14 protein-coding genes and 1 pseudogene are annotated in these 14,593 nt (G+C 63.0%); 8 read left to right on the forward strand and 7 right to left on the reverse strand.

The window, feature by feature from the left end; all coding sequences use genetic code 11:
- Window positions 1–172 precede the first annotated feature (172 nt).
- The 3 genes from G7Z99_RS17720 to G7Z99_RS17730 all read left to right on the forward strand — a co-directional run bounded on the left by G7Z99_RS17720 (window position 173) and on the right by G7Z99_RS17730 (window position 2,571).
- The gene (locus tag G7Z99_RS17720) at window positions 173–994 is read left to right on the forward strand and encodes an AraC family transcriptional regulator (RefSeq protein WP_181096073.1); all 822 of its coding nucleotides are present in this window, start codon (window positions 173–175) and stop codon (window positions 992–994) included.
- Between the two features lie 67 nt (window positions 995–1,061).
- Entirely contained in the window at window positions 1,062–1,688 is a 627-nt protein-coding gene (locus G7Z99_RS17725; protein WP_181096075.1) for a LysE family translocator, read from the forward strand.
- A 139-nt stretch (window positions 1,689–1,827) separates the two neighbouring features.
- Window positions 1,828–2,571: a carbon-nitrogen hydrolase family protein gene (locus G7Z99_RS17730; RefSeq protein WP_181096077.1), complete on the forward strand. Its 744-nt coding sequence runs from the start codon at window positions 1,828–1,830 to the stop codon at window positions 2,569–2,571.
- 137 nt (window positions 2,572–2,708) lie between these two features.
- Here G7Z99_RS17730 and G7Z99_RS17735 read toward each other — a convergent pair whose 3' ends face one another.
- The 5 genes and pseudogenes from G7Z99_RS17735 to G7Z99_RS17750 form a co-directional block, all read right to left on the reverse strand.
- A complete protein-coding gene (locus G7Z99_RS17735) occupies window positions 2,709–3,206 on the reverse strand; it encodes a methylated-DNA--[protein]-cysteine S-methyltransferase (RefSeq protein ID WP_181096079.1) in 498 nt (165 codons plus the stop codon).
- Window positions 3,207–3,280: 74 nt separating this feature from the next.
- Complete coding sequence (locus G7Z99_RS17740; protein ID WP_181096081.1) at window positions 3,281–4,867, reverse strand: ABC-F family ATPase; 1,587 nt, start codon at window positions 4,865–4,867, stop codon at window positions 3,281–3,283.
- Window positions 4,868–5,056: 189 nt separating this feature from the next.
- Window positions 5,057–5,938, reverse strand: coding sequence for a methyl-accepting chemotaxis protein (locus G7Z99_RS20230; protein WP_375139168.1), 882 nt, complete (start codon window positions 5,936–5,938; stop codon window positions 5,057–5,059).
- A pseudogene (locus G7Z99_RS20235) lies at window positions 5,915–6,688 on the reverse strand (CHASE3 domain-containing protein); the annotation flags it as partial. The gene G7Z99_RS20230 and the pseudogene G7Z99_RS20235, both read right to left, overlap by 24 nt.
- A 171-nt stretch (window positions 6,689–6,859) precedes the next feature.
- Window positions 6,860–7,270: a transposase gene (locus G7Z99_RS17750; protein WP_181096085.1), complete on the reverse strand. Its 411-nt coding sequence runs from the start codon at window positions 7,268–7,270 to the stop codon at window positions 6,860–6,862.
- Window positions 7,271–7,483: 213 nt separating this feature from the next.
- Here G7Z99_RS17750 and G7Z99_RS17755 point away from each other — a divergent pair, with 213 nt between their 5' ends.
- Window positions 7,484–7,777, forward strand: a complete 294-nt coding sequence (locus G7Z99_RS17755; RefSeq protein ID WP_181096087.1) for a hypothetical protein — start codon at window positions 7,484–7,486, stop codon at window positions 7,775–7,777.
- 65 nt (window positions 7,778–7,842) lie between these two features.
- Here the strand turns inward: G7Z99_RS17755 and G7Z99_RS20015 are convergent, their stop codons facing one another.
- Entirely contained in the window at window positions 7,843–8,529 is a 687-nt protein-coding gene (locus G7Z99_RS20015; RefSeq protein WP_219854280.1) for a lipopolysaccharide core heptose(II)-phosphate phosphatase PmrG, read from the reverse strand.
- Window positions 8,530–8,673: 144 nt separating this feature from the next.
- Entirely contained in the window at window positions 8,674–9,402 is a 729-nt protein-coding gene (locus G7Z99_RS17765; protein ID WP_181096089.1) for a phosphatase PAP2 family protein, read from the reverse strand.
- A 172-nt stretch (window positions 9,403–9,574) separates the two neighbouring features.
- Here G7Z99_RS17765 and G7Z99_RS17770 point away from each other — a divergent pair, with 172 nt between their 5' ends.
- From G7Z99_RS17770 to G7Z99_RS17785, 4 genes are all read left to right on the forward strand, one after another.
- A complete protein-coding gene (locus tag G7Z99_RS17770; protein ID WP_181096092.1) occupies window positions 9,575–10,258 on the forward strand; it encodes a response regulator transcription factor in 684 nt (227 codons plus the stop codon).
- A gap of 232 nt (window positions 10,259–10,490) precedes the next feature.
- The gene (locus G7Z99_RS17775) at window positions 10,491–12,125 is read left to right on the forward strand and encodes a phosphoethanolamine transferase (protein ID WP_181096093.1); all 1,635 of its coding nucleotides are present in this window, start codon (window positions 10,491–10,493) and stop codon (window positions 12,123–12,125) included.
- 125 nt (window positions 12,126–12,250) lie between these two features.
- The gene (locus tag G7Z99_RS17780; protein ID WP_181096095.1) at window positions 12,251–12,571 is read left to right on the forward strand and encodes a YceK/YidQ family lipoprotein; all 321 of its coding nucleotides are present in this window, start codon (window positions 12,251–12,253) and stop codon (window positions 12,569–12,571) included.
- A gap of 53 nt (window positions 12,572–12,624) precedes the next feature.
- Window positions 12,625–14,593, forward strand: a 1,969-nt coding sequence (locus tag G7Z99_RS17785) for a calcium-binding protein (RefSeq protein ID WP_181096097.1), incomplete at its 3' end; no start/stop codon positions are given.

Below are 14,593 nucleotides of genomic sequence, written 5' to 3' on the forward strand. Positions count from 1 at the left end.
GAGCCTGTGCGTGGCCCTGGAGAGGCCTGGCGCTGCCCTCCTCCGCGAACGCGTTGGAGCAGACGCCAGGCTCGGGCCCTGAACCGCTTGTCATCGGCAAGCGCCCGTCGCTTCCCTGGTCGGGCCCTCGCTTGGCCGCTAGACTGCACCTGTCTTCCCATCAGGTCATGCAATGTCCTCATCCCTCGAAGCGTTCTGGCGCGATCCGGCCCTGCCCTGGATCGAGAGCCGTCGCGCCTGTCACAGCCGTGCCTGTTACAAGGCCCACAGTCACCCGACCTATTCGATCGGCGCCGTGGACTGCGGCAGCAGCCGTTTCGAAGGGGCAGGCACCTGCAGCGAGCGCCTGACACCTGGCACGCTGGTCTTCGTGCCGGCGCACTGCCTGCACGCCTGCAACCCGGACCCTGGGTGCGCCTGGAGCTACCAGATGCTGCACCTGGACGCGGCCTGGCTGGAGGCGCTGCATGAGGAATGGCAGGCAGACCTGCCGCAGGTGGCAGACGGTGTCTGCATCGCGCGCGCGCCCACGCTGTACCAGCGTTTCTGCGCCCTCAATGACTTGCTGTTCTCCAAGGCCACGGCACACGACAAGGAAGCCGCCGTCATCGAGTTCCTCGGCGATCATGACCTGTCCCGGCTCGCCCTGCCCGCCTCGCCCCCCCTGCCCGTCCTGGACAGCGAAAAGCTGCACGCACTGCTCGCGCACATGAACGGTGAGCGGCTCGAACTGCCGCTGGCCGACCTGGCGCGTCTGGTCGGCATGGGCCGCTATCAGCTGATCCGCGCCTTCCGCCAGGCCACCGGCTTCACACCGCACGCCTATCAGCTCAATGCCCGCATCAACCGTGCCCGCGCGTGGTTGCGTGAAGGTCGGCCACTGGCCGATGTCGCCTATCGCCTGGGGTTCGCCGACCAGAGCCACTTCCAGCGTGTCTTCAAGGCCCATACCGGCGTCACGCCAGGTCTGTACCGAACGACAGGGGTGCAATAATCTTCAATACGCCGCCTGGCCAGGGCGGCAGACTCTCGGCGTCTTCGACTGCCTGAGAACGCTTCGCATGGAACAGTTCCTCCTCATCGCCCTGGCCCACTTTCTGGCGCTCCTGTCGCCGGGGCCTGACTTCTTCCTGGTCGTGCGAACCTCCATCACCGCGGGATGGCGAGTCGCCAGCGGCGCCTGCCTGGGCATCGCGCTCGCCAACGGGGTGTTCATCGTCGCCGCATTCACCGGGGTCACGCTGCTGCACCCTGACAGTATCCTGTTCCTGGGGCTGCAACTGGCAGGCTGTGCCTACCTGATCTACATCGGCGTGCTGTTCATTCGGTACGCCGGCGCCAGCCCCTTGAAGCTCGACGACGGGGGCTCGACCACGCATCGCCGAAACGGATGGTGGCGGGCCTTCGGCCTGGGCCTGGCATCGGGGCTGCTCAACCCCAAGAACGCGCTGTTCTACGTCAGCCTGGCGAGCCTGGTCGGCGGTTCGCAGGCCAGCGTCGGCTGGAAACTGGCGTATGGCACCTGGATGTTCACGGCGGTGCTGGCCTGGGACCTGGCAGTCGCCCTGACGATGGGGCATCGTCGGGTCCTGGCCTGCTTCACCACCGCCTTGCCCTGGCTGGAGCGGTTGTCGGGGGCGATGCTGTTGCTGCTGGCGCTGGGTGTGCTGGTTCACCTGGCCTGGTGAGCAACGCGCAAGCGCCCTGCCCCTGGTGACTCACCGACGAATCACCGGACGGGCCGACCTGTTGCGCTGGTGATCTAGGGCATGCCCACGTATGCTCGCCGCTTTCTCACGCACCGGCATTCGCCAAGGACGAACGACCATGAAGATCTGCGCCGTACAAATGGCCTCGCTCCAGGACGATGTTCCCGGCAACCTCCAGCGTCACCTGTGGTGGTTGACGCAAGCCAAGACCCTGGGCGCCGACCTGGTGGTGTTCCCTGAACTGTCGCTGACGGGCTACTTCCCGAGCATGGCCCGGCAGGCGTCGGTGGCCGAAGGCACGCCCTTGCTCGACGCGCTCCAGGCGGCCTGCGACGCGCAGTCCATCGGCGTGGCCGTGGGCCTGCCCTATTCGGGCATCCAGGGGGTGCGCATCGGCATGTCGATCCTGCGCGCCGGCCAACCCCGCCTGAGCTACGCCAAGCGACGCCTGCACGAGGATGAACTGCACTGGTTCGTGCCGGGCAACCAGCACGTGCTGATCGACGTCGGCGACCGCCGCGTGGCGCCTGCCATCTGCCACGAGTCCTTGTTCCTCAACCATGCGCAGCAGGCGCAAGCCTTGGGCGCCGACCTGTACATGGTGAGCGTGGCCAAGGCAGCGCGCGGGTTGCCGAAGGCGTTCGAACACTACGCCGACGTGGCCCGGCGCCTGAGCCTGCCCGTGATCATGGCCAACACCGTCGGGCCGGTGGAGGACTTCGTCGCCGCAGGGCGGTCGGCGGCCTGGGACGCGCAGGGGCAGTTGCTGGTCGAGCTGGATGAGACGCAGGAAGGCATGGTCTTGCTGGATACCGGGACCGGGCATGTGCAGACGGTGGTCATGGCATCGTTGGCGGCTTGAGGGGTAAGAGGCAAACCAGGATGTATCGTTGGGAAATGGTGTCAGCCTGAGGCCTGCAGCAGATCCCGCAGCGCCTGACCTCGCCACTTGTGGCTTGTGGCTTATGACCTGCCGCTTAACCCACGCCACCTACCTGCCTAGAACCCCAACGCCCCCTGCCGCGCCTCCAGGTTCAGCAGGTACCGCTTGGCCTCCAGCCCACCCGCGAACCCGGTCAACGTCCCTGCCGAACCGATCACCCGGTGGCAGGGCGCAATGATCGAAATCGGATTACGCCCATTGGCCGCCCCCACTGCCCGCACTGCCGCCGGGTTGCCGATCTGCGCGGCGATCTGGGCGTAGCTGCACGTTTCGCCGAACGGAATGCTCAGCAACGCCTCCCAGACCTGGCGCTGAAACGCCGTGCCGACAAACGACAACGGCAGATCGAACGCTTCGCGCTCACCCGCGAAGTACTCGCCCAACTGTCGGCTCGTCTCCTGCAATACCGGGTGTCCATCGTCACGATGCAGCTCGCCCAACACCGCGCGGTTGGCCCGCTCCTGTTCCCAGAGCACCGCCGCCAGGGACGACTCGCGCGCCACCAGGGTCAGCACGCCCACTGGCGAGGCAAGCAAGGTGAAGGCATGGGACATGGGCAGGCCTCCTCAAGGATGGATCAGGCTCGCCCGGCTGTGTCAGGCAGCGCCTGTCGGCCGGGCGACGCGCCTCAGACCAGTACGCCCTGGCTGCGCAGGTAGTCGTCGTAGGTGCCGCTGAAGTCCACCACGCCATCGGCGCTCAGCTCGATGATGCGCGTGGCCAGGGACGAGACGAACTCACGGTCGTGGCTGACGAAGAGCAAGGTGCCTGGGTAGTTTTCCAGTGCCAGGTTGAGCGCTTCGATCGACTCCATGTCCAGGTGGTTGGTCGGTTCGTCCATCACCAGCACGTTGGGCTTTTGCAGGATCAGCTTGCCGAACAGCATGCGCCCCTGCTCACCCCCGGAGATCACCTTCACCGACTTGAGGATCTCATCGTTGGAGAACAGCATCCGGCCGAGGGTGCCGCGGATCGTCTGCTCGCCCTGGGTCCACTGACCCATCCAGTCGAACAGGCTCACGTCGTCCTCGAAGTCATGGGCATGGTCCTGAGCGTAGTAGCCGACTTCAGCGCTGTCGGTCCACTTGACCGCGCCCTTGTCCGGGGTCAGTTCACCGACCAGGGTGCGCAGCAAGGTGGTCTTGCCGATGCCGTTGGGGCCGATGATCGCCACGCGCTCGCCTGCCTCGACGGTGAAGCTGAAGTCCTTGAACAGCACCTTCTCGTCGAAGGCCTTGGCCATCTTCTCGACGGTGACCGCCTGGCGGTGCAGCTTCTTGGTCTGCTCGAAGCGAATGAACGGGCTGACCCGGCTCGACGGCTTGACCTCGGCCAGCTGGATCTTGTCGATCTGCTTGGCCCGCGAAGTGGCCTGCTTGGCCTTGGAGGCGTTGGCCGAGAAGCGGCTGACGAAGGTCTGCAGCTCGGCGATCTGCGCCTTCTTCTTGGCGTTGTCGGCCAGCAACTGCTCGCGCGACTGGGTCGCGGCGGTCATGTACTCGTCGTAGTTGCCCGGGAACAGGCGCAGCTCGCCGTAGTCCAGGTCGGCCATGTGGGTGCAGACGCTGTTGAGGAAGTGCCGGTCGTGGGAAATGATGATCATGGTGCTGTTACGCGCGGTGAGCACGGTTTCCAGCCAGCGGATCGTGTTGATGTCCAGGTGGTTGGTCGGTTCGTCGAGCAGCAGCACGTCCGGGTCGGAGAACAGCGCCTGGGCCAGCAGCACGCGCAGCTTCCAGCCGGGTGCCACTTCGCTCATCGGGCCGAAGTGCTGCTCCAGCGGGATGCCCAGGCCGAGCAGCAGTTCACCGGCGCGCGATTCGGCGGTGTAGCCGTCCATCTCGGCGAATTCGGTCTCCAGCTCGGCGACGGCCATGCCGTCGTCTTCGGTCATTTCCGGCAGCGAGTAGATGCGGTCACGCTCGGCCTTGACCTTCCACAGCTGCTCATGGCCCATGATCACCGTGTCGATGACGCTGAAGTCTTCGTAGGCGAACTGGTCCTGGCGCAGCTTGCCCAGACGGGTGTTGGGCTCGAGCATCACCTGCCCGCCAGACGGCTCCAGGTCGCCGCCCAGGATCTTCATGAAGGTCGACTTGCCGCAACCATTGGCACCGATCAGGCCATACCGATTGCCGTTGTTGAACTTGACCGAGACGTTTTCGAACAGCGGCTTGGCACCGAATTGCATGGTGATGTTGGCGGTAGAGATCAAGAGCTTATCCTGCGGGGCTTTCAGAGGGGTGATTCGGGCTCAACGGAAGGTTTGGGCCGATTTGGGGCCGAATTCTATCACACGGCCCCTCTGCTCTCCGCCTCTTTTCGGCAAAGGCGGCCATTCCACTCGGCCGACTTACGGGGCAGGCCAGCGTACCTCAGCCTGCCCCGCAGCTACCCTGGCGCGTCAGAGCGTGAACTGGGCCACTTGCTTGTCCAGCGCATGCGCCAGCCGTTCGATGTTGGCTGCACTTTGCGAGGCGCCACGGATGCGCTCGCTGCTCTCCTGCGCCATCTGGGCGATGCGCTCGACGCTGCGCGCGACGTCCTGGCTGGCCGCCGTCTGCTCGTTCAAGGCCATGGAAATCTGATCCACCACGCCGATGATGCGGCCCGAACCGCCGCGGATCTGCTCGATCGCCGCATTGGCCGATTGGGTCAGCTCCAGCCCCTGGTTGACCTGCTCGACCCCCACGTCCATCTGGCTGACGGCATCCTGGGCACTGGACTGGATCTTGCCGATCATGTCGCCGATCTCCGACGTCGAGGTGCCCGTGCGCTGGGCGAGCAGGCGCACTTCGTCTGCCACCACCGCGAACCCACGCCCCTGCTCGCCGGCACGGGCCGCCTCGATGGCGGCGTTCAGGGCCAGCAGGTTGGTCTGCTCGGCGATCGCGCTGATCACGTTGACGACCGAGGTGATCTGCTCGATGTGCCGGCCCAGTTCGCCGATCTGCTGCGCCGAATGCTGCACGGTGCCGGCGATGCGGCTCATGCTGTGCAGCGTGTTCTGGATCACTGCGCCGCCGTCGGTCGACAGCTTGCCGGAGTCGGTGGAAATCGCGTGCGCCTCGTTGGCGCTGGTCGCCACGTGGCCGATGCTGACGGTCAGTTCCTCCACCGTGGCGGCCATGGACGAGGCCGAGTGCGACTGCTCATGGGCCGATGCCGTCAGCGCTTCGGACGTGTGGGCAATCTCGCGGGCGGACTCGAGCAGCTGCTGGGCGCCGCCCTTGATGTCCGTGATCATCGATCGCAGGCGTGTCTGCATGCCGTCGAAGGCCTTCATCAGACGGCCGATCTCGTCGCTCGAGCGCGTATCGATATGGCCATCGAGCCGGCCTGCGGCGATACCGTCGGCGACCGCGATGGCCGCGTTCAGCCGCTTGCGAATGGACGAAGACAAACCAATGGCGATGGCCAGCGCCAGCAGTGCCGCCACGGCGCCGCCGATCAACAGGCTCAGGTTGGCAACGTTGGTCGCGGTCTCCATCGCCGCCGTACGGGCCGTCAGCAGCTTGGCCTCCTCGGCCTGCATCTCGGCGATGAGCGCACGCATGCCGTCCATCTTGACCTTGTCCTGGCGTGCGATGATGCGTTGCACGACGGCGTCCAGGGGCGCTCGGCCAGCCACGACGTCCCGGCGCAGGGCCAAGGTCGCCTCGATGTCTTCGCTCATCCAGCGCTGTTGAGTGGCCTTGATCTCGTCCAGGCGCTTCTGTTGGACCGGGTTGTCCGCGGTGAGCGTTTTGAGCTCGTTCCACGTGTCCTCGAACGCGGCCTTGCCAGAGACCAACGGCTGCAGGAAGTCGTCCTGGCCGCTCAAGGCGAAGCCACGCATGCCCGTCTCGACGTTGGTCAGGCTGATCAACAGGGTGGCGGCGCCATCGAGCACCTTGTAGGTGTGGATGTTCCACTGTGTGGCATCGTTGATCTGGCCAAAGCCGTTGCGGGCGATGCCGATCAGGATGCCGATAATCAGGATGACGATCCCGAAGCCGGCGCCGAGCGTTTGGGCGATAGTACGTTTCGCAAGCATGAGTAACCCACACCAAGTTTGAAAGCTTGCCGGGTTATCGTGATGTCCTGACCAGACTTGAGCCTTCTGGCGACAGACTCGACGGCTACCGACGGATGGCGCGTGGCTGTGAACTCATGCTTCCTCGAAGACCGTTGCACATCAGTCGCAGGCGATGTCGATGGTGGCTGGTCAGATTCGCTCCCCCGCACACCCGACAACTGAAGGCAGGCCGTCCGTAGCGCTGTCTGTCAGGTCTTTGGCCTGTTTCGAAGGTCCTGTCGGTGTGACAATGAGGGGCTCGGTGCACCACGTCTCCAAGTCGATCAGCCCCTCGGCGTCGAGCTCGATATCGAGCCGCTTGAACAACTGGCTTAACGTGCCTTGGCTTTTCCAGTCTCGAAAGCGTTGATAGACCGTAGACCAAGGACCGAAGTGTGCGGGCAGATGCCGCCAAGGCGCTCTGGAACATAGAACCCACAGGATGCCGTCTAGCATGACCCGGTCATCCAACCGAGGACGCCTGGAGCGACGAGACGAAACAATAAAGAGGTCTGCCACCCGCTCCCACTCTATATCAGAGAGTTGATACCTGTTTGGCATGATCGAGTCCTGCACTGAAAGCGCTAGACTTTACAAATATTGGAGCCAGACGGGGCGGCAATGAAGTTTCGAATATTTTCATACAAAAGACTCGCCTTACAACAGGGTCATTAAGTGTCTCGAGATTTCATACAAAACAATGACCGAACGCCTCTGTTAAGCTAGCCAACCTATCCCCTCGAGGCCGCCTTACCCATGACCGGAGCATCGCTGATGAGATCAACCACCCTCTGTGCACTTGGTCTCGCGATGACGGCACTTGCCGGGTGCGACGAAGCGTCGAGTCCAGCGTGCCCCGATGCGTCGAAAACATTTCTGGAAGACGCCACCCGGGCGTATTTCTCCAGACTCAAACCAGCACTTTCCTCCACGGACATCTTTGTCGCTTCGGATGAAACGTATAACCGAGCCGGTAAAAACTGGGTCGTATCAGTCGATGTACCTGACAAGCAATATATCGCCATCGTTTCGTGTTCCGGCGATGTGGAATTGTCGGTGAAACAGTGACGGGTACCGACATTCGACACAAGGCACGCCGCACGTGTCGCTGCCCGGTACAGCCTCGATCGAGTTCAAATGGCTTCAGCCTTCAAGCGCTCCCACTCCCGGGCCTTCACCTGTCCGAGCAGACGCGCCCGACCCGCCTCGGGTACGGCGACGAACAGCGCGCTGGCGTAGGCACTGGAGCGTTCCCCGCCCGGCACGTGCAGGCGTCGTTCCAGCTGATCGATGCACCCGCTGTGGGTGACCAGGACCAGATTATGCCCGGCGCGTTTGTGGGCGAGCGCAGCCTGGGCGAAGTCCTTGTCGCAATCGCCCACCCAGTCCTGCGTGGCGAGTGGCTGACCGAAGAGGAACTGGGCGGTCTGTCGGGTACGGACTTCCGGGCTGCTCACGCGGTCGACACCGGCCTGCGGCAACAGGGCCAGGCCTTTGCCGACCTCGGTGGCGCGCTGGCTGCCGATGACCGTGATGCCTTCAGGGTCCGCCAGGCAGGTGTGCTCGGAGCGGTCGCACCGCTCGGCATGGCGGATCAGCAGCACCACGTTGCCCTGGGCCCACTGCGCAGCAATGCCGCTGTCACGCCACCGGGCGGCGCTGTTCACGTCCGGCACGCGGGCCTGCGAGGCGTACCAGAAGGCAAGCGCAGCCAGCACGATCGACAGGCCGATCACGCCTTTCACCCACCCACGGGCGTAGGCCCGGCGTTTCGGTGAGAACGGGGACAGGGTGGCAGATGGCAGGATAGCGGGTTGCATGGCGTCGCTCCGACAGGTGGGCAGGGTGCGCTGCGCGCAATGCAGGCACCCGTGAATGGCGGCACTCTAGGCAGCGCTCCATGGGGCACTGGTGAAGCACATGTGAAAAAAACCTGAACGGCGCTCGCCCACCCGCGCCTGGCCTCAGCTGCCGCTACCGACAGCGTGCACGTGTGGCCGGTACAGCAGCCAGCGATAGCACACCACGGCGATCAGCCAGTCGATCAGCAAGGTCCAGACGTTGTGGGACAGGAAGTGCGCGCCCTGCAGCATGCGCCCGAGCGACAGCAGCGTGCCGAGCGCCAAAGCCAGCGCGCAGGCGATGCGACCCGCCCGGGGGTGCCGGTCGCGCAGGGCGAAATACAAGGCCAGCAAAGCAAAGCCGGTGGAGGCATGCCCGCCAGGCCAGCAGCGGCCTGGCTTGGCCGAATCCACACGGTCCCCCAGCAAGGGCACGTAGGGCTCGCTGGCGCCGAAGTCCTGCAGGCTCCAGGGGCACTGCACGTCGGTCATCACCTTCAGCGGCGTGACGATGCCGGTGCACAGCCCGAGCGTCAGCACGGTGTAGGCCAAGGGCCTTCGCCATGCACGATGCGCAGCGCTGAACAGGCTGGCGACCCAGGCGACGAGCAGCGTCAGGCTGAACAGCAGCACCGCCTGTTTGACGCGCTCGTGCAGCACCGTTTCCAGCCAATAGCTGTGCCGCCCGATGAACCCTTCCCCAGGAACATAGAACAGGTGCGCCAGTGGCAGATCGATGGCAGCGACGTCGCTTGCCAGCAGCGCCAGCATGACGAGCACGGGCAGGCCGATGGCCAGGCGAAAATCGAATGGTCGTGAGACCGCGTGGACAGAGCGTGATGTAGAGGTCATTCACCTGATTCCAGAAACCGTGACCCCTGCCGTTCACCTGGCATGGGCTTTCACGAATAGTTAACGTTTTGTCGACACAACCGCGACCGCCCAGGCTTTCAAATGCGTCGCGGCGCGTCGCCGCGCCTGCCCATCGCCCCTGTTCGATCATGGCTTTTAGGAACGCGCCTGCATGAACCTGCTGATCGTTGAAGACAACCGTGACATCCATGACAACCTCGTCGATTTCTTCGAACTCCGTGGCCACGCCGTCACCGGCGCCCGAGACGGCCTGACCGGCCTGCACCTGGCCGAGACCGGGCGCTTCGACGCGATCATTCTCGACATCATGCTGCCGGGCATCGATGGCAACGACATCTGCCACCTGCTGCGCCAGCGCGCCCACAGCGCGGCAGCCATCATCATGCTGACTGCCCGCGACGAGCTCGATGACCGTCTCAAGGGTTTTGGCGTAGGCGCCGACGACTATGTGGTCAAGCCCTTCGCCATGGCCGAGATCCTGGCGCGGCTCGAGGCCATCGTGTCGCGCCGCAATGGGCAACGGGGTCGCACACTCACCCTGCTGGACCTGGAACTCGACCTCAACACGCTGCAGGTGCGCCGGGGCAATACGCCGATCAAGCTCAGTTCGGCCAACCTGAAGATCCTGGAAGCGCTGATGCGCAGCAGCCCGGCCCTGGTCAAGCGCAAGACCCTTGAGCAGTTGCTCTGGGGGTCGACCGACCACGACAAGAACGTCGACAGCATTCGCAGCCATATTCACCAGATCCGACAGGCCGTGGACAAACCCTTCAGCACCAAACTGCTGCATACCCTGCGCGGCGATGGCTACCGGATGTGCAGCCCGGAGCCATGAACCGCGAGCGCCCGCAGCCTGCGCTGCCCAACCTGCCGTGAATGTCGTGACGGTGTGAAAAATCCGTCTCCTGACCCCGGAAACGGTTTCTTCGTCCCTGAGGCGCTGGCTCAACGAAGCCTAACGACACTTTTCACAAAAGCTCCACGGAACCTGCCCTAGCGTGCGCGCCACTTTCATCCTTCGGTGCGCACCTGCACCGAAGCGTCTGGTGTCGAGCGTGGGGGGTTTCATGGTCAAGCGTGTAGCGGTGCGTCCTGTGTGGGTCATCGTCGTTGCCAGTGTGTTTCTGCTGGTGGGCTTCAACGGGACGCTATGGCGGCATCTGGTCGCCATCACGGCGCCCGATGCCTCAGGTTGGCTGATGCGGGTCGCCTTCATGCTGTTGATCGGGTGCGCGTTCACCCTGGTACTGACCCTGTTCACCGTGGGCCGCACGCTGAAGCCGACCCTGGCGCTGTTGTTCCTGCTCAGCGCGGGGGCGACGTACTTCATGGGCCAGTACGGTGTGCTGATCGATGTCGGCATGATCCGCAACGTCGCGCAGACCGACGTGCGTGAAGTCCAGGGCCTGTTGTCCCTGCCCTTGTTCGGCCATCTGCTGGTGTGGGGCGTGTTGCCTGCCTGCCTCGTGTGGGCGCTGCCGATTCGCTATCGTCCCTGGCCACGCGAGTTGCTGGGCAAGGGGCTGATGGCGGTGATCTGCGTGACGCTGATGGGCAGCGTCAGCCTGCTGGACTACAAGGCCCTGGCACCGTTGTTTCGCAACCACCACGAATTGCACTGGATGGTGGTGCCCAGCAACGTCATCGGCGCTGCGATCAGCTACGCCCGTGAAGACCTGCAGGCGACCCGGCAACCGCTCGAGCCGATCGCCCAGGATGCGCACCGTGATGGCCGCTGGGCGACGCACGTACGCAAGTCCCTGACCGTGCTGGTGGTCGGCGAGAGCGCCCGGGCGGCGAATTTCGGCGTGTTGGGCTACCCCCGTGACACGACGCCCGAACTGAGCCGCGAAGACGGTCTGGTGGCGTTCGCCCAGGTGACCTCGTGCGGCACGGAAACCGCGGTGTCCGTGCCCTGCATGTTCTCCAACATGGGCCGCCGCCACTATGACGCGGTGCGGGCCACACACCAGGAGGGGCTGCTCGATGTACTCAAGCGCGCCGGTCTGACGGTGATCTGGCGTGACAACCAGTCAGGTTGCAAGGGCACCTGCGACCGGGTGACGCTGGAGGACGTGAGCAAACGCCAGGACTCGGCTCTGTGCGCCAACCGTGAGTGTCGGGATGCCATTCTGCTTCAGGACCTGCAGCACCTGATCGATCACCTCGACCAGGACACGGTGCTGGTCCTGCACCAGATGGGCAGCCATGGCCCGGAGTACTTCAAGCGCTACCCCCAGGCCTTCGAGCGGTTCACGCCGGTGTGCCAGAGCAATGCGCTGGAGACCTGCAGCCGGGAGAGCATCGTCAACGCCTACGACAACACCATCGCCTACACCGACCATGTGCTGGCCAGCCTGATCGATCAGTTGCGCGACAATGCACGCACGGTCGACAGCGCGGTGCTGTATCTCTCCGACCACGGCGAATCGCTCGGGGAGTACAACCTGTACCTGCACGGCACGCCCTACCTGCTGGCGCCGGAGGAGCAGAAGCACGTGCCGCTGCTGATGTGGTTCTCGTCCGGGTATCAGCAGGCCTTCCAGGTCGATACCCCGTGCCTGCAGGGCAAACGGGAGGTGGCGCTCAGCCAGGACAACCTGTTTCATTCGCTCATCGGCCTGCTCGACGTGAGCACGCAGGCCTATACCCCTGCGCTGGACCTGTTCGCGGGTTGCCGGCGAATGAGTGCAGCCCGCTGAACGAATTGACGTAGGCTCACGCGGACGGACGATTCATCGCTCGACGCCCTATGGCAGGTTGGGATCCAACCCAGTTATGATTGGACCAAACAGAAGTAGCCTTGTGAGAGAAAAGGGTTATCGGTATGAAGCGATGGGTTGTCTGTGTGCTGGCGATGGCACTGTGTGGATGCGGCACCGTACGGACCCTGTCCAATGAAGCGAAGGCCGTCGACGACCTGGCCCAATACGACAGCTATTGCCACGCCCTGCCGCGCCTCTACAGCGGCGTGGCGTACCAGTACTGTACGCTGAACGGTCCGCTCAGGCCCGGCGAGCACTGGGCGCCCGAGTCTGCCGTGGTCGACATGGTCCTGTCGGGCGTCGTCGATACGGTTCTGCTTCCCTATACCGGTTACCAACAATACACGCGCGGGAGCATGCCCATCCGGCGCCTGCGTTATTGAGCCTCGCTGTACCCTACCCTTCCCGATGTTCGACTGCTTACGGATAACGTTCAATGAGCGCTACTGCAGATACCCTCGCCCCTACCTTGTTGTCGCTGCGCATACCGACGATCGTCGATCTTGGGTCAGGGAAGGCGGGGCTTACGGTGTCGGGGAAGGCGTCCGATGACAAGTCGGGTGTCAAGAATGTAGTGATTTACTTTGATAAAGAGATCGTCTATTCGTTTTCATCCACTGACACATCGACCAACAAGTACAATTTTTTGGTTCATAGCGGCTATAGCGATTCTTGGTCTGACGGTTCGTCATCGGAAACATGGTTTATTGCCCCCACCAATGCGTCCGGAAATTACAATGTCACCCGTGTCAAGGTCGAAGACCTTCAAGGAAACCTTCGAACCTATGAATCAAATGAGCTTGCAAAGCTGGGCATAAATACCAGCGTCAATTTCGTCAATTCAACACCTGACACGACGCCTCCTCAGTTGAAATCCCTTAATATTCCAAAGGTTGTAGACCTGTCCTCAGGAAAGACTGCGTTAACCATCTCTGGCGCAGCCACAGATAATTTGGCAGGTGTGAAGCAGATCGTCGCGTACTTCGACAGAGACATTACTTACTCTTTCACGCCTACGGACGCCTCCACAAGTAAGTATAATTTCTTGGTGCACAGCGGATATAGCGATTCCTGGTCGGATGGCAGGTCGACTGACACATGGTTCATCGCTCCCACCAATGCGTCCGGCGTCTATAATGTCACCAGCATTAAAGTTGAAGACCTGCAAGGCAACATCCGTACGTACAGCCCAAGCGAACTTGCAAAGCTGGGTGTCAATACCAGCATCAATTTCGTCAATTCAGCCCCTGATACTACGCCGCCGCAACTGAAGTCATTGCACATACCTACCTTTGTCGATCTGTCTTCAGGAAAGGCCGCGCTCACTGTGTCTGGAGCGGCATCGGACAATCAGGCAGGCGTGAAGCAACTCGTTATCTATTTTGACAAGGATTTAACATACTCATTCTTAGCCGATGACCGCTCAACGAGCAAATACAACTTCCTAGTCCATAGCGGATATAGCGATTCTTGGTCAGACGGCGTATCTTCCGACACATGGTTCATCGCCCCCACCAACCTTCCTGGCACCTATAACATCACCAGTGTCAAAGTTGAGGATCTTCAAGGCAACATCCGCACCTACTCCCCAAGCGAACTGACCGCCCTGGGCATCAACACCAGCATCCTGATGAGCGCCGGCAAGAAGGTGCTGACCGCAGGCAACGACACCTTCACCGGCACCGGCGCCGATGACTGGGTCGAAGGCGGTACGGGTAACGACGTGCTCAAGGGCATGGGGGGTCGGGACCGGCTGGAGGGCGGCGATGGCAACGACACCCTCGACGGCGGTGCGGGTGCCGACACGATGATTGGCGGGATGGGCAATGACACCTACTACGTCGATTCGGTCGACGACGTCGTCCTGGAAACTTCGGCCAAGGGCGGCATCGACACGGTCATCTCCAGCGTGACCCGTACCCTGGGCGAGTACCAGGAAAACCTGACCTTGTCCGGCAAGGCTCACCTCAATGCCACCGGCAACGCCCTGGCCAACACGCTGACCGGCAACGACGGCAACAACGTGCTCGATGGCGGCGCGGGCGCCGACACGATGATCGGCGGGATGGGCAACGACACCTACTACGTCGACTCGGCCAACGACAAGGTCATCGAGACCTCGGCCAAGGGCGGCATCGACACGGTCGTCTCCGGCGTCAACTGGACCCTGGGCGACTATCAGGAAAACCTGATCCTGTCCGGCAAGGCTCACCTCAATGCCACCGGCAACGCCCTGGCCAACACGCTGACCGGCAACGACGGCAATAACGTGCTCGACGGCGGCGCGGGCGCCGACACGATGATCGGCGGGATGGGCAACGACACCTACTACGTCGACTCGGCCAATGACAAGGTCATCGAGACCTCGGCCAAGGGCGGCATCGACACGGTCATCTCCAGCGTCA

This window comes from Pseudomonas entomophila, from assembly GCF_013523165.1.
GTDB lineage: Bacteria > Pseudomonadota > Gammaproteobacteria > Pseudomonadales > Pseudomonadaceae > Aquipseudomonas > Aquipseudomonas entomophila_A.